This is a genomic window from Streptomyces sp. NBC_01237 (genome assembly GCF_035917275.1).
Lineage (GTDB): Bacteria > Actinomycetota > Actinomycetes > Streptomycetales > Streptomycetaceae > Streptomyces.
The window spans coordinates 3,904,413-3,924,882 of record NZ_CP108508.1 but is presented as its reverse complement, the minus strand read 5'-3'; the positions used below and the strand labels follow the sequence as shown (position 1 = coordinate 3,924,882).

General features: G+C 72.2%; 19 protein-coding genes. 11 read left to right on the top strand and 8 right to left on the bottom strand.

Annotated elements, in window-relative coordinates:
* Nucleotides 1–33: 33 nt before the first annotated feature.
* From OG251_RS17360 to OG251_RS17350, 3 genes are read right to left on the bottom strand one after another with little or no spacing between them, the layout of a single operon-like run.
* Nucleotides 34–507 (bottom strand): nuclear transport factor 2 family protein, encoded by a 474-nt coding sequence (locus OG251_RS17360; protein ID WP_326678043.1) that lies wholly within the window; start codon nucleotides 505–507, stop codon nucleotides 34–36.
* Nucleotides 504–1,364, bottom strand: a complete 861-nt coding sequence (gene folP, locus OG251_RS17355; RefSeq protein WP_442818343.1) for a dihydropteroate synthase — start codon at nucleotides 1,362–1,364, stop codon at nucleotides 504–506. Before folP ends, OG251_RS17360 begins: the two co-directional genes overlap by 4 nt.
* Nucleotides 1,365–1,394: 30 nt before the next feature.
* Nucleotides 1,395–3,224 (bottom strand): phosphatidylglycerol lysyltransferase domain-containing protein, encoded by a 1,830-nt coding sequence (locus OG251_RS17350; protein WP_326678042.1) that lies wholly within the window; start codon nucleotides 3,222–3,224, stop codon nucleotides 1,395–1,397.
* Nucleotides 3,225–3,367: 143 nt separating this feature from the next.
* On the opposite strand from OG251_RS17350, the gene OG251_RS17345 reads away from it, so the two are divergent.
* Entirely contained in the window at nucleotides 3,368–4,489 is a 1,122-nt protein-coding gene (locus OG251_RS17345) for an alpha/beta hydrolase (RefSeq protein ID WP_326678041.1), read from the top strand.
* A 15-nt stretch (nucleotides 4,490–4,504) separates the two neighbouring features.
* On the opposite strand, the gene OG251_RS17340 is transcribed toward OG251_RS17345, so the two are convergent.
* The gene (locus OG251_RS17340) at nucleotides 4,505–5,710 is read right to left on the bottom strand and encodes an ABC transporter ATP-binding protein (protein ID WP_326678040.1); all 1,206 of its coding nucleotides are present in this window, start codon (nucleotides 5,708–5,710) and stop codon (nucleotides 4,505–4,507) included.
* 141 nt (nucleotides 5,711–5,851) lie between these two features.
* Here OG251_RS17340 and OG251_RS17335 point away from each other — a divergent pair, with 141 nt between their 5' ends.
* The 4 genes from OG251_RS17335 (at nucleotide 5,852) to OG251_RS17320 (ending at nucleotide 9,583) form a co-directional block, all read left to right on the top strand.
* Nucleotides 5,852–6,619, top strand: coding sequence for an ABC transporter permease (locus OG251_RS17335; RefSeq protein ID WP_326678039.1), 768 nt, complete (start codon nucleotides 5,852–5,854; stop codon nucleotides 6,617–6,619).
* 3 nt (nucleotides 6,620–6,622) lie between these two features.
* Nucleotides 6,623–7,297: an ABC transporter permease gene (locus OG251_RS17330; protein WP_326678038.1), complete on the top strand. Its 675-nt coding sequence runs from the start codon at nucleotides 6,623–6,625 to the stop codon at nucleotides 7,295–7,297.
* Nucleotides 7,298–7,362: 65 nt separating this feature from the next.
* On the top strand, nucleotides 7,363–8,334 hold the full coding sequence (locus OG251_RS17325; protein ID WP_326678037.1) for an ABC transporter substrate-binding protein: 972 nt from the start codon (nucleotides 7,363–7,365) through the stop codon (nucleotides 8,332–8,334).
* 196 nt (nucleotides 8,335–8,530) lie between these two features.
* The gene (locus tag OG251_RS17320) at nucleotides 8,531–9,583 is read left to right on the top strand and encodes a hypothetical protein (protein ID WP_326678036.1); all 1,053 of its coding nucleotides are present in this window, start codon (nucleotides 8,531–8,533) and stop codon (nucleotides 9,581–9,583) included.
* A 55-nt stretch (nucleotides 9,584–9,638) separates the two neighbouring features.
* Here the strand turns inward: OG251_RS17320 and OG251_RS17315 are convergent, their stop codons facing one another.
* Both OG251_RS17315 and OG251_RS17310 read right to left on the bottom strand, forming a co-directional pair.
* Complete coding sequence (locus tag OG251_RS17315) at nucleotides 9,639–10,781, bottom strand: NADH-quinone oxidoreductase subunit D (RefSeq protein ID WP_326678035.1); 1,143 nt, start codon at nucleotides 10,779–10,781, stop codon at nucleotides 9,639–9,641.
* Nucleotides 10,778–11,779: an SAM-dependent methyltransferase gene (locus OG251_RS17310; RefSeq protein WP_326678034.1), complete on the bottom strand. Its 1,002-nt coding sequence runs from the start codon at nucleotides 11,777–11,779 to the stop codon at nucleotides 10,778–10,780. The genes OG251_RS17315 and OG251_RS17310 overlap by 4 nt, the downstream gene beginning before the upstream one ends.
* 96 nt (nucleotides 11,780–11,875) lie before the next feature.
* Between OG251_RS17310 and OG251_RS17305 the strand changes: the two genes are divergently transcribed.
* Together OG251_RS17305 and OG251_RS17300 are read left to right on the top strand one after the other, a co-directional pair.
* The gene (locus OG251_RS17305; RefSeq protein ID WP_326678033.1) at nucleotides 11,876–13,078 is read left to right on the top strand and encodes a sensor histidine kinase; all 1,203 of its coding nucleotides are present in this window, start codon (nucleotides 11,876–11,878) and stop codon (nucleotides 13,076–13,078) included.
* A gap of 123 nt (nucleotides 13,079–13,201) precedes the next feature.
* A complete protein-coding gene (locus tag OG251_RS17300) occupies nucleotides 13,202–13,876 on the top strand; it encodes a response regulator (RefSeq protein WP_073719606.1) in 675 nt (224 codons plus the stop codon).
* A 78-nt stretch (nucleotides 13,877–13,954) separates the two neighbouring features.
* Here the strand turns inward: OG251_RS17300 and OG251_RS17295 are convergent, their stop codons facing one another.
* On the bottom strand, nucleotides 13,955–15,067 hold the full coding sequence (locus OG251_RS17295) for a DUF5937 family protein (RefSeq protein WP_326681297.1): 1,113 nt from the start codon (nucleotides 15,065–15,067) through the stop codon (nucleotides 13,955–13,957).
* A gap of 103 nt (nucleotides 15,068–15,170) precedes the next feature.
* Here OG251_RS17295 and OG251_RS17290 point away from each other — a divergent pair, with 103 nt between their 5' ends.
* A complete protein-coding gene (locus tag OG251_RS17290) occupies nucleotides 15,171–15,335 on the top strand; it encodes a hypothetical protein (RefSeq protein WP_326678032.1) in 165 nt (54 codons plus the stop codon).
* Between the two features lie 177 nt (nucleotides 15,336–15,512).
* Here OG251_RS17290 and OG251_RS17285 read toward each other — a convergent pair whose 3' ends face one another.
* Complete coding sequence (locus OG251_RS17285) at nucleotides 15,513–16,667, bottom strand: threonine aldolase family protein (protein WP_326678031.1); 1,155 nt, start codon at nucleotides 16,665–16,667, stop codon at nucleotides 15,513–15,515.
* 166 nt (nucleotides 16,668–16,833) lie between these two features.
* On the opposite strand from OG251_RS17285, the gene OG251_RS17280 reads away from it, so the two are divergent.
* From OG251_RS17280 to OG251_RS17270, 3 genes are read left to right on the top strand one after another with little or no spacing between them, the layout of a single operon-like run.
* Nucleotides 16,834–17,769, top strand: coding sequence for a Rossmann-like and DUF2520 domain-containing protein (locus OG251_RS17280; RefSeq protein WP_326678030.1), 936 nt, complete (start codon nucleotides 16,834–16,836; stop codon nucleotides 17,767–17,769).
* A complete protein-coding gene (gene panC, locus OG251_RS17275; protein WP_326678029.1) occupies nucleotides 17,766–18,764 on the top strand; it encodes a pantoate--beta-alanine ligase in 999 nt (332 codons plus the stop codon). Before OG251_RS17280 ends, panC begins: the two co-directional genes overlap by 4 nt.
* Complete coding sequence (locus tag OG251_RS17270; protein ID WP_326678028.1) at nucleotides 18,761–20,455, top strand: L-aspartate oxidase; 1,695 nt, start codon at nucleotides 18,761–18,763, stop codon at nucleotides 20,453–20,455. The genes panC and OG251_RS17270 overlap by 4 nt, the downstream gene beginning before the upstream one ends.
* The last annotated feature ends 15 nt before the right edge of the window (nucleotides 20,456–20,470 follow it).

The window sequence follows — 20,470 nt, the reverse complement described above, 5'->3', positions numbered from 1 at the left end:
CCGGGGCCCAACCCCTCGTGGACGGGTACCCGCTCAGGAGGGTGTTTCCTCGTCGTCTTCCTCATCGGTTTCGGTGAGCACGGGGGAGCCGTGGTGCGACCAGAGCTTCCATCCGTCGGGGGTACGCCGGAACACGTTGGTGGCGACGACGAGCTGGCCCACGAGCGGGCCCAGGGCGTTGCCGTCCTCGGCCGGGCCGCCGCTGAGGATGTTCTCGGTACAGGTGACCAGTGCCGTGTCACCGGTCATGGCGACCGAGACATCGGTCAGGAAGAACTGGATGTACTCGGTGTTCGCCATGATCAGCGCGTAGCTGCGCAGCACCTCGCCGCGGCCGGTGAGGACCGGCCAGCCCGGGTGCACGCAGGAGACGGTGAGGTCCTCGCCCGGCAGCCAGAGGCCGGAGAGCTCCTCGAAGTCGCCGCGTTCCATCGCCTCGTAGAAGGCCGTATTGGCCTGTTCGACCTCCGCGATGTCCTCGGCGGCCTGTGCGCGGTCGTCGTTCACGCGGCTCCTTCCACGGCGCGGGCGACCCGCACGGCGTCGGCGGTGGCCCGCACCTCGTGGACCCGGACCGCCCAGGCACCCGCCTGTGCGGAGAGGGCGGAGATCGCGGCGGTGGCCGCGTCGCGCTCGCGGGCGGGGGGTGGTGCGGAGCCCGGCCCGGCCAGGACATGGCCGAGGAAGCGCTTGCGGGAGGCGGCCACCAGCAGCGGGCGGCCCAGATCGCGCAGGTCGGAGAGGTGCGCGACGAGCGCGAGGTCGTGGGAGGCGTCCTTGGCGAAGCCGAGGCCGGGGTCGATCACCAGGCGCTCCGGGGCCACGCCGCCCGCTGTCACGGCTTCCATGCGCTCGCGCAGTTCGGCGACGACTTCGGCGACGACGTCCTCGTACACCGCCCGGCTGTTCATGGACTCGCTGAAGCCGCGCCAGTGCATGACGACGAACGGGACACCGGCGGCGGCGACCACCGGGATCATGTCGGGGTCGGCGAGGCCGCCGCTCACGTCGTTGACGAGGGTCGCCCCGGCGGCGACGGCCTGTTCGGCGACGCGGGCCCGCATGGTGTCCACGGAGACGGTGACGCCCTCGGAGGCCAGGGCCCGCACGACGGGGACGACGCGCCGCAGCTCCTCCGACGCGTCCACCCGGCTGGCGCCGGGCCGGGTCGACTCACCGCCGACGTCGACCAGGTCGGCGCCCTCGGCCACCAGATCGAGGCCACGCTTGATCGCGGCCCCGGTGTCGAACCAGCGGCCCCCGTCGGAGAAGGAGTCGGGCGTCACATTGACGACTCCCATGACCGCACAGCGGTCCCAGTCCGGCAGGCCTCGCACCGTGCCGCGTCCGCGCAACGTACTCATACGACCAGCGTAGGCCCGTACGGCGGCCCGTTACGCCGCGCGCACCCCGTGCTCCGGGCCGCGCTGGGGCGGATGGGCGCAGGGGCGGGGCCGGCGGGCCGGGAACGGCCGGGGGAGCGAGAGGTTCACGAAGCCCTCCGCCTGCATCGCCGCGAAGCCGATGCGGGGCAGGTCACGGCTGGTGCGGAAAACCACGAAGCGGGGCTCCCAGCGCGGCCGGAACTTGGCGTTGAACTTGTACAGCGACTCGATCTGGAACCAGCGCGAAAGAAAGATCAGGAGCCCGCGCCAGCAGCGCAGCACCGGCCCCGCGCCCAGCCGCTCACCCCGCGCGAGCGCCGAGCGGAACATGGCGAAGTTCAGCGACACACGTGTGACACCGAGCTTCGGGGCGGCCTGGAGGGAGGCGACGATCAGCAGCTCGTTCATACCCGGGTCGGCGGAGCGGTCGCGGCGCATCAGTTCCAGGGACATCCCGTCGCGCCCCCAGGGCACGAAGTGGAGGACGGCCTTCAGGTCCCCGTAAGGGGAGTCCTCGGGGCCGGAGCCGGCCAGGTGGGCGGTGGCGATGACGCAGTCGCCGTCACCGGGGTCGCCGATCCGGCCGAGCGCCATGGAGAAGCCGCGTTCGGTGTCGGTGCCGCGCCAGTCGGCGGCGGCCGACCGGATGCGTTCCAGCTCGGTGTCGCCGATGTCGCGTACGCGCCGGACCCGGGTCTCGTAGCCGTTACGTTCGATGCGCTTGACCATCTGGCGCACGTTCCGCATCGCCCGCCCGGCGAGGGAGAAATCCGCGACGTCCACCACCGCCTCGTCGCCCAGTTCCAGGGCCAGGAGTCCGGTCTCACGGGTCCAGACCTCGCCGCCGGTCTCGCTGCAGCCCATCACCGCAGGGGTCCAGGAGTGCGCCTTCGCCTCGTCCATGAAGCGTTCGATGGCGCCGGGCCACGCCTCCACGTCGCCGATCGGGTCGCCGCTGGCCAGCATCACCCCGGACACGACCCGGTAGCAGACGGCCGCCTTGCCGCTGGGGGAGAAGACGACGCCCTTGTCGCGGCGGAGCGCGAAGTGGCCGAGCGAGTCACGGCCGCCGTGCCGCTCCAGCAGCGCCCGCAGCCGGGCCTCGTCGTCCTCGGTGAGGCGGGCGGCAGGATGTTCGGGGCGGAAGGCGAGGTACACGGTGGTGACGGCGGTCAGCAGGCCGAGGGCGCCGAGCGAGTACGCCACGGTCCAGGAGGTCCGCCCGGCGTAGTCGACGGGCCCCTCGAAGCCGAACAGTCCGTACATCACGTGCTGGAGGCGGTCGGCTATGGACGGGTTCCCGACGACCCGGCCGGGGTGGACGCTGACGATGACCAGACCGAGCACGAGGGAACCGGCGCCGAGCAGGACGAAGTTGGCCAGTGCCCTCCAACGGCTCCGGGGGTCGGGGAGGGCCCGGAATTCACTCCGGTGGCGCACCAGCAGGTAACACAGCGTCAGGGAGACGAGGACGCCGACGATCGAGTGCCGGTACGCGAACTGGGCCACGGCCCCCGCCGGAAGCAGCACCACGGCGGCCCGCCAGGCCCTCCGCTTGTGCCGCTTCAGCCCGTGCGCGAGCAGGAGCAGCAGCATGCCCGCGCTCAGCGAGAGCGCCGCGGCGAACGGGCCGAGGGCGCCGGGGAGCACCTCGGCGACCGTGTGCATCCGGCTGTGCCGGAAGCGCGGGAAGACCCCGGCGGCGACGTCGATCAGGCCGACGACGGCGCAGGCACCGCCGACCAGGGCCGGTACGGATTCGGGGCGGGGCCCGCGTACGAACTGGCGTACGCGATGCGGAACCGACCCTGTTTTATCCCCATCTACCGTGACAGACATCGCTTCCCGTGGCTCCGCGAGAGATTCTTAGGTCCGTCGGCCGAAGCCCCTACGGACGATGTGCGCCCTCTAGGACGAGGCTTCCGGGGAGTAGGTTCCCCCACATTCCGGAAAATTCATGCACAGAAAGCTCTACTTCACTCATGGGTCTCACCAGTAACGCAGTTCTGGCGCTGGCGGCATCACTGGCCGTCGTGCTGTTCGCCGCCACCATCTGGCTGTGGCCGCGGCTGGCGCGGCGTGGCGTCCGTGCGGTCTCGGGCCGGATCGGACTGCTGCTGGCGACCCAGGTGATGGTGTTCGCCTCGGTCGGCCTGGCGGCCAACAACTCGTTCCTCTTCTACGGTTCCTGGGCCGATCTCTTCGGGCAGAAGCAGGACCTGGGCGTGGTCAACGACCACGCGGACGGCGCGTCGGGGTCCGCGAACATGGTCCGGGTGGGCACCCAGCGGCCGGACGGGCCCGGTGGCACGCGGCCCGCCACCGGCGGACGGCTCGACAAGGTCGTCGTCTCCGGGCAGATCTCGGGCATCGAGAGCTCGGCGTACGTCTATCTGCCGCCGGAGTACTTCCAGCCCGCCTACGCCCGGCGGAGCTTCCCGGCCGTCGTCGTGCTCACGGGGTACCCGGGCACGGCCGAGAACCTGTTCAAGGGGCTGCGCTATCCGCAGACGGCCCTCGCACGGGTGAAGGCGGGCAAGGCCCAGCCGATGATCCTGGTGATGCTGCGGCCGACGGTGGCGCCGCCGAGGGACACCGAGTGCGTGGACATCCCCAAGGGCCCGAAGACGGAGACGTTCTTCGCGAAGGACCTGCCGCAGGCGATCTCGGAGTCGTACCGGGTCGGGAACCGGGCCCGTAACTGGGGCATCATCGGCAACTCGACCGGCGGCTACTGCGCGCTGAAGATCGGGCTGCACCACCCGGACCGGTTCACGGTGAGTGCCGGACTCTCCGCGTACTACCGGGCGGCCGAGGACCCGACGACGGGCGACCTGTTCCACGGCGACGAGGCGGCGCGCAACCGTGCCGACCTGCTGTGGACCCTGGAGAACCGGCCGCCGCCCGGCGGGTCCTTCCTGGTCACGACGTCCCGGCAGGGCGAGGGGAACCTCAAGGCGACCAAGGAGTTCATCAAGCGGGTGAAGGCTCCCGCCCGGGTGTCGTCGATCGTGCTCGACAGCGGCGGGCACAACTTCACCACCTGGCGGCGGGAGATCCCGGCGGCCCTGGACTGGATGAGCGGCAGGCTCAGCGAGAACTGACGCGGGCGGTCCGGGTCACCCCGCCTTCGTGCCCGGTGCCCCCGCCGTCTCCACCTTCGCCACGGTCTCCACGGCGACCTCCGCGCGCGGTACGTCCTGGGCGTCCGCGTCGATCGAGCGGCGCAGGGCCTCGTGCAGCCGGGCCGGGGTGAGGACGCCGAGGAAGCGGCCGGCGCTCTCCTTGTCGATGACCGCGATCCAGCCCGCGTCGTGCTGGAGCATCGTGGCGAACGCCTGCTTGAGCGGGGCGCCGAGCGGGAGCCACGCCTCCATGCGGCGGGCGTGCTCGCGGACCGTTCCCCCGGCGGTGGCCGACGCCGCGCTGGTGGCGGAGATCCAGCCGTGCAGGTTGTCCCGGCCGTCCAGGACGACCGCCCAGCGCGCGCCCTCGGACCGGAGCCGTTCGGTCGCCGTCGCGAGCGGGTCGTCGAGGTGGACGACGGGCGGCTGGTCGAGGTCGCTCTCCTCGATGGGCGTCACCGAGAGCCGCTTCAGTCCCCGGTCGGCGCCGACGAAGTCCGCGACGTACGGGGTCGCGGGGGCGCCGAGCACGGTGGCGGGGGAGTCGAACTGCTCGATGCGGCCCTGCCCGTAGACGGCGATACGGTCGCCGAGCCGGACGGCCTCCTCGATGTCGTGCGTGACGAACAGCACGGTTTTACGGACCTGGGCCTGGAGTTTCAGGAATTCGTTCTGCAGCCGTTCACGGACGACGGGGTCGACCGCCCCGAAAGGTTCGTCCATCAGCAGGACCGGGGGGTCGGCGGCCAATGCGCGGGCCACTCCGACGCGTTGGCGCTGACCGCCGGAGAGCTGTTCCGGATAGCGGCCGCCATAAACGGAAGGATCAAGTCCGACCAGGTCGAGGAGTTCGGCGGCGCGCTCGCGCCCCTTTCCGCGATTCCAGCCGAGGAGGTGGGGGACGGTCGCGGTGTTCTCCAGGACCGTTTTGTGCGGGAAGAGGCCGACCTGCTGGATGACATAGCCGATCCGGCGCCTGAGCTGGACGGGGTCGATGGCGGATATGTCGTCCCCGTCGAGGAATATCCTCCCCTCGGTCGGTTCGATCAGCCGGTTCACCATCTTCATGGTGGTCGTCTTGCCGCAGCCGGAAGGTCCGACGAGCGTGACCAGTTCGCCCTCGCCGACCTCGAAGGAAAGGTCGTCGACGGCGGTGGTGCCGTCCGCGTACCGCTTGGTGACGTGCTCGAAACGGATCATGATTCCCCATTGTGACGGGCGTTCTGTGAAGGACATGTTGCCGGAATGCGACAGCCTCGGCGATTGTCAGTGGTCGAGGATAGGCTCGCCAGACATCAGTTCGGGGCGGCATCACGAAGGAAAGCTGGGGGTGGGGGACGGATGGCCGGAGAGAACTGCCTGGTGGCGAACGACTGGATCTGCGGGGAGTATCTGCGCTCCCGCAGCCAGGAGTTGACCGACGCCACCGTGCAGCACATCTGGATCACCGCGGTCTCGGTGCTGATCGGGCTCGCGGTCGCCTTTCCGCTGGCGCTGCTCGCGCGCCGCGGACGGCATTTCGCGGGGCCGGTGCTGGGGCTGACGACCGTGCTCTACACCGTGCCGTCGCTGGCGATGTTCTCGCTGCTGCTGCCGTTGTTCGGACTCTCCGCGGCGCTGGTCGTCACTGGCCTGGTGCTCTATTCGCTGACCATCCTCGTACGGAACATCCTGGCGGGGCTCGAAGCGGTGCCGCAGGAGGCGAAGGACGCCGCCAAGGGCATGGGGTACGGCCCCGCCCGGCTGCTCTGGGAAGTGGAACTCCCGCTCGCGCTGCCCGCGTTGATGGCGGGCCTGCGCATCGCCACGGTGTCGACGGTCGCGCTGACGACCGTCGGCTCACTCGTCGGCAAGGGCGGGCTCGGCAATCTCATCGAGGACGCGCTGCCGAGCTTCTTCAAGGCCCAGGTGCTGACCGCGTCGGTGCTCTGCGTACTGCTCGCGGTGGCGGCGGATCTGCTGCTGCTCGGGCTCCAGCGACTGCTGACGCCCTGGACCCGAATACGCCCGACGACGGGTGCGGCGGGACGGACGGGGCCGGCGGGTCGGGGTGGAGCGACCGGCGGCCCGGCGGGATCGCCCGTCGTCACGAAGGTGGAGGCGGGCTGACCCGTGGGAGTCATCGAGGGGGCCTGGACCTGGCTCACCACCGGGGCCAACTGGTCGGGGGAGAACGGGGCCGCGCACCGGCTTTCCGAGCATCTCTATGTCAGCGGGGTGGCGCTCGCGGTGGCCTGTGCCATCGCCCTGCCGCTCGCCCTGTATCTGGGGCACATCGGCAAGGGGGGTGCGCTCGCGGTCAATATCTCCAACGTCGGCCGGGCGATCCCCGTCTTCGCGGTGCTGGCCCTCTTCATGGTCACGCCCCTGCGCAACTCCGGCTATCTGCCCACGATCATCGCGCTGGTCCTGTTCGCCGTGCCCCCGCTGCTGACCAACGCCTACGTCGGGATGACGGAGGTGGACCGGTCGGTGGTGGAGGCCGCGCGCGGCATGGGGATGTCCGGCGGGCAGCTCTTCGTGCGGGTCGAGCTGCCGCTGGCCTACCCGATGATCATGACCGGACTGCGGTCCGCCGCGGTCCAGGTCGTGGCCACCGCCTCGATCGCCGCGATGGTCGGCCTCGGCGGCCTGGGCCGGATCATCACCGCCGGATTCAACACGTACGACACCGCGCAGGTCTTCGCCGGTGCCGTGCTGGTCGCCCTGCTGGCCCTGCTGGTGGAGGGAGTGCTGATGGCGCTGGACCGGCTGCTGTCGCCGCAGCGCCGCCGCGGGACCGTATGACCTCGTGCCGTACGTGACCTTTTCTTGATGGTTTGTCACCCCATTTCGTTCGGACGGAGAACAACATGAGCAGGACCTCGCGCATAGCGGGTGCGGTCATCGGCATGGTGGCGCTGGCCGGGTCGCTCGCGGCCTGCGGCGGCGACAGCCTGGAGAAGGAGAAGGGGGGCTCCGGCACATCGGCCGGCTCGGGCAAGAAGGGCACGCTCGTCGTGGGCTCCGCCTCGTTCACCGAGTCCAAGGTGCTCGCCGAGCTGTACGCGCAGATCCTGGCCGACGCCGGTTACAGCACCTCGATCACCACGGTGAAGAACCGCGAGCTGTACGAGCCCTCGCTGGAGAAGGGCGAGATCGACGTCGTCCCGGAATACGCCGCCACGATCGCCGAATTCCTCAACGCCAAGGTGAACGGGGCCGCGCAGGCGGAGAAGAAGCCGGTCGCCTCCGGGGATGCCACGGCCACGGTCGCCGCCCTGGAGAAGCTCGCCACTCCGCTCGGTCTGAAGGTGCTCCCGGTCGGCGCCGCCGTCGACCAGAACGCCTTCGCGGTGTCCAAGGAATTCGCCGAGAAGAACAACCTCAAGACGCTTTCCGATCTTGGTAAGTCGAAGCTCAAGGTGAAGATCGCGGCGGGCGACGAGTGCGAGGTGCGGCCCTTCTGCGCACCGGGTCTCAAGAAGACGTACGGCATTGACGTCACCGGTATCGACCCCAAGGGCGTCGGCACCCCGCAGTCCAAGCAGGCGGTCAAGGACGGCAAGGACCAGTTGGTTCTGACGACCACCACGGACGCGGTGCTGGACGGGCTGGTGTTCCTGGACGACGACAAGAAGCTCCAGAACGCCGACAACGTACTTCCGGTGCTCAATGCCAAGGACGCGGGCGCCCAGGACATCGCCGACGCGCTCGGGAAGCTCACCGACACGCTCACCACGGAAGATCTCGCGGAACTGAACCGCAAGATCGACGCCGAACGCGCCAAGCCCGCCGATGTCGCCAAGGACTATCTGCAGTCCAAAGGTTTGATCAAGAAGTAGGGCGGTACGCGGCACGAACGGGCGCCCGATTGAACCGGAATCGGGCGCCCGGAGAGCGCTTTTCGGGCTTCCGCCGACCTTTTCGGACTTCCGGCGACACTCGCGGAAGCCCTTTCCGGCGCCGCCAGGTCACCGGCGGGGAACAGATTGCCGGGCGGCCCCCCAAGGCGCCCGTACACACGGTAAATTTCAGGCCATGCCACGTGGACGCCACCGCCATTCGCCGCCCCTTCACAGAATTCTGCCGCCCTCCGTGGTCGCCGGAGTGTCGGTTGTCGGTGCCGCCGGCGCCTGGCTGCTCGCCGAACCCCTCGTCCTGCGCGGACTGGTGGCCGCCGTGGCGGCCACCGCCGCCACCGGCGCGTATCTGATGCGCAGCTGGGACCGGGCCGCCGGGCTGCGGGTCGCCGAGCTGACGCGCGCCCGTGCCGGTGACGAGTGGCGCGCCGAGGAGCGGACAGCCGAACTGGAGCAGGACCTGGAGGAGGCGCGCGAACTGCGCGCCCGGCTGGAGACGAAGCTGCGCCGCAAGCGCGTGGAGCTCGCCGGACTGCGCGGGGAGCACGCCGCACTGCTGCGCCGGTACGCGAACGCGGAGACCGAGCGGGCCAGCGCGCTGGAGGGCCGCCGGCAGCTCGCGATCGAAGCGGCCGCCGCCCCCCGGGAGCTGCCCGCCGCCCGGTCCACGCCGACCCCGGCCGCGTATCTGCGCGCCGCCCAGGCCCTTGCGGACCTCACGCGCAACGCGGAGCTCCAGAAGACCCGCCGCGCCGCCGAGCAGGCCAGGCAGCGCGATCTCGCGGAGCGGGCGAAGGCACGGAACACGGAGGCGGAGGGCCCGCAGGGGAAGCACGCGGCGGCCACCGGCGCGGGCGACCACCAGCACCGCCGTCCGTCGGCCGCCCTGCCCGCCCCGCAGCCCGCCGCCCAGCCCGCCCCGGCGGCGTCCACCGCACCGGTCCATGTGCCGCGCACCGTACCGGCGGCCTCGGCCGTCGTCCCGTACGCCGCCGCGCGCCGTCACCTGGTCCCGCAGGGAAGCTTCGACTTCTTCGGTACGCAGAAGGCCGGCGCCGCGATCGAGGCCGTGCAGAACGAGGACCTCGCGGACGTGGTGGGCGAGGAGGCGCTGGCCGCCCATCGCACGGGCGCCGCCGAGAACCGTGCCGTGGGCAAGGTCATCGACCTCACCGCGCACGACGAGACCGAGCAGCTGGACCTGGCGGAACTGCGCACCGCCATCTCGTAGCGGTCCCGCTCGCCCGCCGCGGGGCGGGGCCGCTCACCCGGCGGCCCCGCGGGGGCTACTTGTCGATGTCCCCGACGACGAAGAAGAGCGAGCCCAGGATCGCCACCATGTCGGCGACCAGCGTGCCCGGCAGCAGTTCCGTGAGCGCCTGGATGTTGTTGAACGAGGCGGAGCGCAGCTTCAGCCGGTACGGGGTCTTCTCGCCCTTGGACACCAGGTAGTAGCCGTTGACGCCGAGCGGGTTCTCGGTCCAGGCGTAGGTGTGGCCCTCCGGGGCCTTCAGCACCTTGGGCAGCCGCTGGTTGATCGGCCCGGGTGCCAGGTCGTCCATCCGGTCCAGACAGGCGTCCGCCAGGTCCAGCGCGTTGGCCGTCTGCTCCAGCAGGCACTCGAAGCGGGCCAGGCAGTCGCCCTCGGTACGGGTGACGACCTTCAGGGTGTCCTGGAGCTCCCCGTACGCGAGATACGGCTCGTCGCGCCGCAGGTCGAAGTCGACCCCGGAGGCGCGGGCGATCGGCCCCGACACCCCGTAGGCGTGCACCGCCTCGGCCGACAGGACGCCCACACCGCGGGTACGGCCCCGGAAGATCTCGTTGCCGAGGACCAGATCGTCGTACACGCCCATCCGCGACCGGACCGAGGCGACCGCGTCCCGGGCCCGGCCGAGCCAGCCCGCCGGAAGGTCCTCCTTGAGGCCGCCCACCCGGTTGAACATGTAGTGCATCCGGCCGCCGGAGACCTCCTCCATCACCGCCTGGAGCTCCTCGCGCTCCCGGAACGCGTAGAAGACCGGGGTGATCCCGCCGAGTTCGAGGGGGTACGAGCCGAGGAACATCAGATGATTGAGGACCCGGTTCAGTTCGGCGAGGAGTGTGCGCGTCCAGACGGCGCGCTCGGGGACCTCCATGCCGAGCATGCGCTCGACGGCCATGACGACGCCCAGCTCGTTCGAGAACGCCGACAGCCAGTCGTGGCGGTTGGCGAGCATCACGATCTGCCGGTAGTCGCGGGCCTCGAAGAGCTTCTCCGCACCGCGGTGCATATAGCCGATGACCGGCTCCGCGTGCTGGATCCGTTCACCGTCCAGGACGAGCCGCAGACGGAGCACGCCGTGGGTGGAGGGGTGCTGTGGCCCGATGTTGAGCACCATGTCGGTGCTCTCCGCCGCGCCGCCGATGCCGACTGTCGTCTCCGTCATGCGGGACAGTATTCCCTGACCGGTGGCACCACCCGGTGCGTCAGCCATCCGAAGTCGCCCAGACCGCCCCGCGCGGTCAGTTCCGCCGCCTCGCCCGCCGCCGACAGCGCCCGGACGTAACCGGCCGGATCGGTGGATGCCATCGCCAGGGGCGGCCGTTCCCCGGCGATGCCCAGCCCGCGCAGGGCCGCCCGCTGATCCGTCAGCTCCGGCGGTACGGCGCCCCGCGCCACCTCCACCGCCGCCGCACACGCGTCCAGCGCCACATGCGAGGTCAGATCGCAGGAACCGTCCGGCACGGCCCGGACCTCCCGCCCCGCCCGGAAGCCGGTCAGGGTCCCGTACGGCGGCCGCGCGCCCCGTACATGCGCGTAGTCCACCGCCACCGCGAGACCGCCGGACAGCGACCCGACCGCGCGCGCCCACGCCTCGTCGCGGGTCCGGCCGATCTCCGCCCGCTCGCCGGGCCGGGACAGCGGCCACCAGCGTCGCAGCCATCGCGCGTCCGCGCCGGTCACCGGCTCCCCCAGCCGCTCCGTACCGTCCGAGGGCCGGACGAGGACGTACCGGGCGATCCCGTCGCCGTCCGCCTCCGCGATCTCCGTGGGCACGTTGTCCAGCCACTCGTTGGCGAAGAGCACCCCGGTGGTTCCCCGAGGCAGCTCGGCGCACCACTCGATCCGGGGATCGAGGCCCGCGGGGCGCGCGGCGACCTCCACGGCGTACGCCCGTACCGTCAGACCGTCCGGGACGGCCGCCAGCACTCCGGTCACCAGCTCGCCCCGGCCCGCGCCCACGTCCACCAGGTCGACGGTGTCCGTCCCCAGCTCACGCGCGGTTCCGGTCAGCAGCCGGGCGACGGCGGCGGCGAACAGCGGCGAGGCATGGACCGAGGTGCGGAAATGACCCGCCGGTCCTTCCGGGCTCCGGTAGAAGCCCCCGTCTCCGTACAAAGCGGTCTCCGCCGCTTCCCGCCACCCGCGCCACTCATCCGTCACGTTGGCAAGTCTCCACCTTGGGGAGTACGGTCCCGGGACCTGGATCGGTCCTCCGGTTGACCCGGGCACGGGTCGGCTGTCCCTACGCTGGGTTACGTGCAGCGCCTCTACGATTTCATCCGCAGACACCCGACGGGCGTCGACAGCTTCTGGGCCGTCTTCCTCCTCGGGCTCTCCGGCGTGTCGATCGTCGTGGACGACTTCGGTTCCGCCCGGGACCGCGTGCTGCTGGTTCCGGTCGCGATGGGCCTGTGCACCGTCGTCGCCCTGCGCCGCCGCGCCCCCGAGAAGATGCTGCTCCTCACCATCCTGGTGGGTGTCGTACAGCTGGTCCTCGGCATCCGGCCGAACCTCGCGAACTTCGCCATGCTCGTGATCATCTTCACCGTGGCCACGGTCGGGGAGCGCTGGGCGTCCAGGCTCGCCCTGGTCTGCAGCCTGGGCGCGGCCGGTCTGGCGCAGCTGCGCTGGCCGGAGGGGAACACGGACACCTGGGTCCAGTCGGTCGTCGTCGCGATCATCATGACGGTGCCGTTCGTGCTCGCCTGGGTGCTCGGCGACTCGATGCGGACCCGGCGGGCCTACTTCGATCAGCTGGAGGAGCGCGCAGCCCGGCTGGAGCGGGAGCGCGAGGCGCAGTCCAAGGTCGCCGTCGCCGCCGAACGGGCCCGGATCGCCCGTGAGCTGCACGATGTCGTCGCGCACAACGTCTCCGTGATGGTGGTGCAGGCCGATGGCGCCGCCTATGTCATGGACGCCGCACCCGATCAGGCCCGGCAGGCGCTGGAGACCATCTCCAGCACCGGCCGCCAGGCGCTCGCCGAGATGCGCCGGCTGCTCGGGGTGCTGCGTACGGGGGACACCCGGGAGAGCGGCGAGTATGTGCCGCAGCCCGACGTCGAGCAGATCGAGGACCTGATCGAGCAGGTCAGGCAGACCGGCCTGGCCGTGGACTTCAAGATCGAGGGCACCCCGCGCCCCCTGCCGAGCGGCGTGGAGCTGACCGCGTACCGCATCGTGCAGGAGGCCCTCACCAATACGCGCAAGCACGGCGGTCCGGACGCCGGCGCCAGTGTGCGGCTGGTCTACTTCGACGATGGCCTCGGGCTGCTGGTGGAGGACGACGGCCGGGGCGCGGCGCACGAACTGTACGAGGACGGCGGCGCCGACGGTGCCGGGCACGGGATGATCGGTATGCGGGAGCGGGTCGGCATGGTCGGAGGCACGCTGGACGCGGGACCGCGGCCGGGCGGCGGCTTCCGGATCAGCGCGCTGCTGCCGCTCAAGCCCGCCAGCTGAAGGGCCGGGCGCTCGCCCGCCCGTTCCGTCCACCCTGGGCCGCCCCGTCCGGTCCGCTCGTCCAGCCCGTCCGTTTCGCCCGCCCACCGACCGCTGAACCTCGATCGCAAGACAAGGACCCTCATGGCCATCCGCGTGATGCTCGTCGACGACCAGGTGCTGCTGCGCACCGGCTTCCGGATGGTGCTCGCCGCCCAGCCGGACATGGAGGTCGTGGCCGAGGCCGGTGACGGCGCCGAGGCGATCGAGGTCCTGCGCTCCGCCGCCGTCGACGTGGTGCTGATGGACGTCCGGATGCCGAGGCTGGACGGTGTCGAGGCGACCCGCCGCATCTGCGCCCAGCCGGACCCGCCCAAGGTGCTCATCCTGACCACGTTCGACCTGGACGAGTACGCCTTCTCGGGGCTGAAGGCGGGCGCCAGCGGGTTCATGCTCAAGGACGTGCCGCCGGGCGAGCTGCTGGCCGCGATCCGTTCCGTGCACAGCGGGGACGCCGTCGTCGCCCCGTCGACCACGCGCAGGCTCCTCGACCGGTTCGCGCCGATGCTGCCGAGCAGCGGCAGGGAGCCGCAGCACAAGCACGTCGAGAAGCTCACCGAACGCGAGCGCGAAGTGATGCTGCTGGTCGCCCAGGGGCTGTCGAACGGGGAGATCGCGGCGCGGCTCGTGCTCTCGGAGGCGACCGTGAAGACACATGTCGGCCGCATCCTCACCAAGCTGAACCTGCGCGACCGGGTCCAGGTCGTCGTCCTCGCGTACGAGACCGGGCTGGTCCGGGCGGGCGGCGGCACGGGCTGAGCGGCGACCGTCGCCCTCCGGCCTCCGTCCCCCTCCGGCCTCCGTCGCCGGCCCCGGCCCCCGAGGTGCTGTACCGCGTTACCGCAGCACGCCCTCCAGGAAGTCGCTGCCGAGCCGTGCGACGACGGTCAGGTCCAGCTGGTGCAGCACATAGCGGCCGCGCCGCCGGGTCGTCACGAGACCGGCCTTCTTGAGCAGCGAGAGATGGCGGGAGACCTCGGGGGGCGTGATGCCGTGCGAGTCGGCGAGTTCGCCCGTGGTGTACGGGGAACGGGCGAGGTTGCGGCACAGCCGCATCCGCATGGGGTGGGCCAGCGCCTCCATCCGGAGCTGGAGCAGCTCGACGGAGGCGGGGGAGGGCAGTTCGGGAAGGTGCACCGGGTAGTGGATCACCGGCCGCCAGCCCGGGGCGTGCAGCACCATCAGGTGCGGCCAGCCGAAGGTGCTGGGGATCATGGTGAGGCCGGGGCCGACCGCGGGGTCGGCGGCGTTGGTCCGGCCCTCGGACAGCTTGTCGACGCTGATCCGGCTCGCGTCCTCGTTCAGCGACAGCGCGGCGGAGACCGCTCCCAGCGCCTCCCCGAGTCCCTTGCGCCGCAGCAGCTCCGTCTTGTACCGGGCGTCGGCGACCAGCTGGACCCGCACCCGTCGCCAGGTGTCCGAGAAGAACGCCTGGTCGCAGTCCTCGAAGAGGCGGCGTATCCAGCTCCGTACGGTGACGGGGTCGGCCAGCAGCCGCTGTGTGAACTCCACCTGCTGCGGGCCGCGGGCGGCCGCCAGATCCAGGGCGCGGGCCCGCATGGCCGCACTCGCGAGCGGGGACGGCGCCCCGCTCCCGTACAGGCCGGCGCAGGTGAACTCCAGCGCGGCGGAGACGAACCGCTCGTCGTCCAGCCGGTCGAGGATGTCCAGGTCCTCGGCGAGGCTCGCCCCGGTCCTGCCGTCGCCGCCGTGGACACCGGCGAACGGCATGAAGATGTCGGAGAACGTGTTGCGCCAGAGGAACTCCGCCTCCAGCATCCGGTCCGCGAGGTCCGGTTCCAGTCCGGCGGCGGTCGCGGTCGCCCAGCCGTGCAGCCCCGGGTGGTGACCGGGCTCGGAGAGCGCATGCAGAGCCAGCCCCAGCTCGGCGAGGGGCGAGGTCTCGAAGACGATGCGTTCCGGGGGCAGACCCGCGATGTCGATGTTCACGCTCACCGCTCCATAGTGGGGCTACGTGAACGGGGCCGGGCGCCACTTGACGGCGGTCGTCAATCGGCGGGCCGCACGGCCGTGATCTGCGCAGTCTGAGGGCATGGACGCCATTCAGCAGCAGATGTTCGACACCTACCGCGCGGCCCGGCTGGGCGAGATCCCGCCCCCGCTGCCGGGACGCCACGACTGGGACGTACTGCGCACCCTCCGCGACCACTGGCGCTCCCGCCACACGCTCCGCGCCAACGACCACGAGCACCCGTAGCCCCACTCGCCGAGCCGTGTGGCGTGACCCCGCCGTACTCGCGGAACGCCACTCGCCGAGCGCCGCGGCCGTGAGTGCCGGGGCGGTGAGCGCCTGGGTGGTGAGTCCCGCGCGTCCCCGTCCAGCCATGAGCCCCCGCGGCCGTGAGTCCCGCGGCCGTGAGTCCCGCGTCCCCGCCTACCCCAACCGCGCCACGAACTCCCCCACGGCCTCCCGGACCTCCCCCGCGGTCCACTCCAGCCCCTCGGCCCCCACCGTCACCTCGGTGAACGACACCCCCGGAGGCAGGCCCGCCCCCGCCGCCCCCTCGAACCACTTCCGGAACAGGGTCACCCCCGTCTCCTCCGCCTGCCGCACCGAAGCCTCGTTCAGCGCCTCGGCGCCGTAGGGCAGCCAGACCACGAACTGGTGCGTGTGCGGCGGCTCCGGATGCACCCGGAACCACGGCACCCCGGAGCCCGCGAAACCCTCCGCCAGCGCCCCGGCCACCACCTTGGCCTGCGCCACGTAGTCCGGCAGCCTCGGCAGCTCCCGCTCCAGGCCCAGCAGCGCGGACAGCGCCGCCGGATACTGCTGGAAGACCTGGCCCCCGTACCGGTGGCGCCATGTGCGCGCCTCCTCGACCAGCGTCTCCGGACCGGCCAGCACCGCCCCGGACAGCCCGTTGAGCGACTTGTAGAACGAGACGTACACGCTGTCCGCGAGCCCCGCGATCTGCGACAGCTCCCGCCCGAAGTGCGGGCCGCACTCCCAGAGCCGCGCCCCGTCCAGATGCACGACCGCGTCCCGCTCGCGGGCGGCGGCCACGACGGCCTCCAGCTCCTCCCAGGTGGGCAGGACGAAACCGGCGTCCCGCAACGGCAGCTCCAGCATCAGCGTGCCGAACGGCTCGGGGAAGCCGCGGATCTCGTCCGCCGTGGGGAGCCGGGGGGCGGACGTCGGATGCACCGTGCGCAGTCCGCTCACCGCCGCGAGCGCACCCCGCTCGTGCACCTCCGGATGGGAGAGCGGATGCAGCGCCACCGTCGCGTTGCCCGTACGCCCCGCCCAGCAGCGCAGCGCGACCTGCTGGGCCATCGTCCCGGTCGGGAAGAACGCCGCGTCCTCCATGCCGAGGAGCGCCGCGACCCGCCGTTCGACCTCGGCGACGACCCCGTCCCCGTAGACGTCCGTCCACTCGTCCAGGTCATGGACGGCTCCCGCGTCGGCCACCAGCGCGGCCAGCCGTCCGCCGAGCGTGCCCTCCGCCGAAGCCCGCGCCAGGACCCGGTGGGATCGCCGCCAAGCGGTCAGTCTGCGCTGCCTCTGCTCCTGCTCATCGGTGACTGCCATGGGACGATCATCGCCCGGACCGCTGACATCGCCCAGCCGGTTTCCGCCCGGACCGCAGAGTTACCCACAGGCTGTGGACAGCCGGGAGGTCTCCCGAAACGCTGGCGTAGCATGCAGAGAAATCGTCCGGTACCCCCCGCGGACTGGAACGGAAGGCCGTCGCCGCGTGAACACAACAGCTTCGAAGGAACCCCTCGACGCGAGGGACCGCCCCGCCCGCCTCACCGTCGGTGTCGTCGGCGCGGGCCGGGTCGGTCCCGCCCTCGCCGCCGCGCTCCAGCTCGCCGGGCACCGCCCGGTGGCCGTGTCGGGCGTCTCCGACGCGTCGGTGCGCCGTGCGGCCACGCTGCTCCCCGACGTACCGCTGGTGCCGCCCGCCGAGGTCCTCGCGCGCGCCGAGCTGGTGCTGCTGACCGTCCCCGACGACGCCCTGCCCGGCCTGGTCGAGGGCCTTGCCGAGACCGGCGCCGTACGGCCGGGACAGCTGATCGTCCACACATCGGGGCGGTACGGGGCCAAGGTCCTGGACCCCGCCCGGCGGGCCGGTGCACTGCCGCTCGCCCTGCACCCGGCGATGACGTTCACCGGCAGTTCCGTCGACGTCCAGCGGCTGGCCGGCTGCTCCTTCGGGGTCACCGCCCCCGAGGAGCTGAGACTGGCGGCCGAGGCCCTGGTCATCGAGATGGGCGGCGAGCCGGAGTGGATCGCCGAGGAGGCCCGCCCGCTCTATCACGCGGCCCTCGCCCTTGGGGCGAACCACCTGGTCACCCTGGTCGCGGAGGCCATGGAGCTGCTGGCCAAGGCCGGGGTCACGGCGCCCGACCGGATGCTCGGCCCGCTCCTCGGCGCGGCGCTGGACAACGCCCTGCGCTCCGGCGACGCGGCGCTGACCGGACCCGTGGCCCGTGGCGACGCGGGCACGGTCGCCGCCCATGTCGGCGAGCTGCGCGAGCACGCCCCGCAGACGGTGGCCGGCTATCTCGCGATGGCCCGCGCCACGGCCGACCGGGCGCTCGCCCACGGCCTGCTCAAGCCGGAGCTGGCCGAGGACCTGCTCGTCGTCCTGGCCGACGGCGAGAGCGGAGCGGGGGAGGCCCGATGAACGTCCTGCGTACCGCCGCCGAGCTGGACGCCCTGCACCGCCCGGCCGGTGCGGTGCGTGCCGTCGTCATGACGATGGGCGCCCTCCACGACGGCCACGCCACCCTGATCCGGGCCGCGCGCGCCGCCGCCGGTCCGGCCGGCCAGGTCGTGGTCACGGTCTTCGTGAACCCGCTCCAGTTCGGTGAGGCCGCCGACCTGGACCGCTACCCGCGCACCCTCGACGCCGATGTGGCGGTCGCCTCGGACGCGGGGGCCGACGCGGTCTTCGCGCCCTCCGTCGACGAGGTGTATCCCGGCGGCGAACCCCAGGTCCGGATCACCGCGGGCCCCATGGGCGAGCGCCTCGAAGGCGCCTCCCGCCCCGGGCACTTCGACGGCATGCTCACCGTCGTCGCCAAGCTCCTCCACCTCACCCGCCCCGACGCGGCGTTCTACGGGCAGAAGGACGCCCAGCAGCTGGCGCTGATCCGCCGCATGGTGCGCGACCTGAATTTCGGCGTCGAGATCACCGGCGTACCCACGGTGCGCGACCCGGACGGCCTGGCGCTCTCCAGCCGTAACCGCTTCCTCTCCGCCGAGGAACGGCACACCGCCCTCGCCCTGCCCCGCGCGCTGTTCGCGGCCCGGGACAGACTGGCCGCCCAGCAGGCGCTGCACGAGCGCGCGCAGGCGACCGCGTCGAGCACGGGCCGGGCCGCCGGGCTCACCGCGCTCGGCGAGTCCCGCTTGGCGGCCGACGCCCAGGCGGTGGCGCTGGCCCGGCCGAGCGGCGGACCCGCCGCCGTACGGGCAGCCGCGCAGCTGGTCCTCCTGGACGCCGCCCGGGAACGGCAGCCGCTCGTCCTGGACTATCTGGCCCTCGTGGACCCGGCGGACTTCACCGAGATCCCCGACGACCGCGAGAGCGGGGAGGCGATCCTCGCCATCGCGGCGCGGGTCGGTGCCACCCGTCTGATCGACAACATCCCCCTGACCTTCGGAGCCCTCACGTGACCGGAATACGGCTGACCGCCCCTGCCCCCGGCTGGGCCATCGACGCTGATGTCGTGGTGGTCGGCTCCGGCGTGGCCGGTCTCACCACCGCCCTGCGCTGCGCGGCCGCGGGCCTCGCCACCGTCGTCGTCACCAAGGCCCGGCTGGACGACGGCTCCACCCGCTGGGCCCAGGGCGGTATCGCCGCGGCCCTGGGCGAGGGCGACACCCCCGAGCAGCATCTCGACGACACCCTCGTCGCGGGCGTCGGCCTGTGCGACGAGGCGGCGGTACGGACCCTGGTCACCGAGGGCCCCGACGCCGTACGCAGGCTGATCGAGACCGGCGCCCACTTCGACACCACCGACGACGGCGACATCGCGCTGACCCGTGAGGGCGGCCACCACCGCCGCCGTATCGCGCACGCGGGCGGCGACGCGACGGGCGCCGAGATCTCCCGCGCGCTGGTCGAGGCGGTCCGCTCGGCCGCCCTGCACACCGTCGAGAACGCCCTGGTCCTGGACCTGCTCACCGACGCCGAAGGCCGTACGGCGGGCGTCACCCTGCACGTCATGGGCGAGGGCCAGCACGACGGTGTCGGCGCCGTCCGCGCCCCCGCGGTCGTCCTCGCCACCGGTGGCATGGGCCAGGTCTTCTCCGCCACCACCAACCCGCCGGTCTCCACCGGCGACGGGGTGGCGCTCGCGCTGCGGGCCGGTGCGGAGGTCTCCGACCTCGAATTCGTCCAGTTCCACCCGACCGTCCTCTTCCTCGGCGCCGACTCCGAGGGCCAGCAGCCGCTCGTGTCGGAAGCGGTACGGGGCGAGGGCGCCCATCTCGTGGACGCGTCCGGTACGCGCTTCATGCTCGGGCAGCACGAGCTGGCGGAGCTGGCCCCGCGCGACATCGTCGCCAAGGCCATCACCCGGCAGATGGTCCTGCACGGCACCGGGCACATGTATCTGGACGCCCGGCACTTCGGCGCCGAGATGTGGGAGCAGCGCTTCCCCACCATCCTGGCGGCCTGCCGCGCCCACGGCATCGACCCGGTCACCGAGCCGATCCCGGTGGCGCCCGCCGCGCACTACGCCTCCGGCGGCATCCGCACCGACCTGCGGGGACGTACGACCGTGCCCGGTCTGTACGCCTGCGGGGAGGTCGCCTGCACCGGGGTGCACGGAGCCAACCGGCTGGCGTCCAACTCCCTCCTGGAGGGACTGGTCTTCGCCGAGAGCATCGCCGCGGACATCGCCGAGGACCGCCCGCGGCGCACGGAGGCGGTGCCCGGCGGCGACGGCGCGCCCGCGCCGCTGCTCGCCCCCGAGTCCCGTACCGCGATCCAGCGGATCATGACCCGGGGCGCGGGGGTGCTGCGCTCCGCCGACAGCCTCGCCGCCGCGGCCGACGAGCTGGAGGCCCTGCACCGCGACGCGGTCGCCGACGCCGGGAGCGCCGGTACGGCCGAGGCCAAGGCCACCGTGCCCGGGGTCGAGGCGTGGGAGGTCACCAACCTGCTCCTCGTCTCCCGGGTCCTGGTCGCCGCCGCCCGCGCCCGTGAGGAGACCCGCGGCTGCCACTGGCGCGAGGACCGGCCCGACCGCGACGACGAGCACTGGCGCCGCCACCTCGTGGTCCGGATCGCGCCGGACCGGACGCCGGTGCTGCACCTGACGGAGACCGCCGCGTTCCCGCCCGTACGTCCCGCGAATTGAGCAGACTGCTCAGCA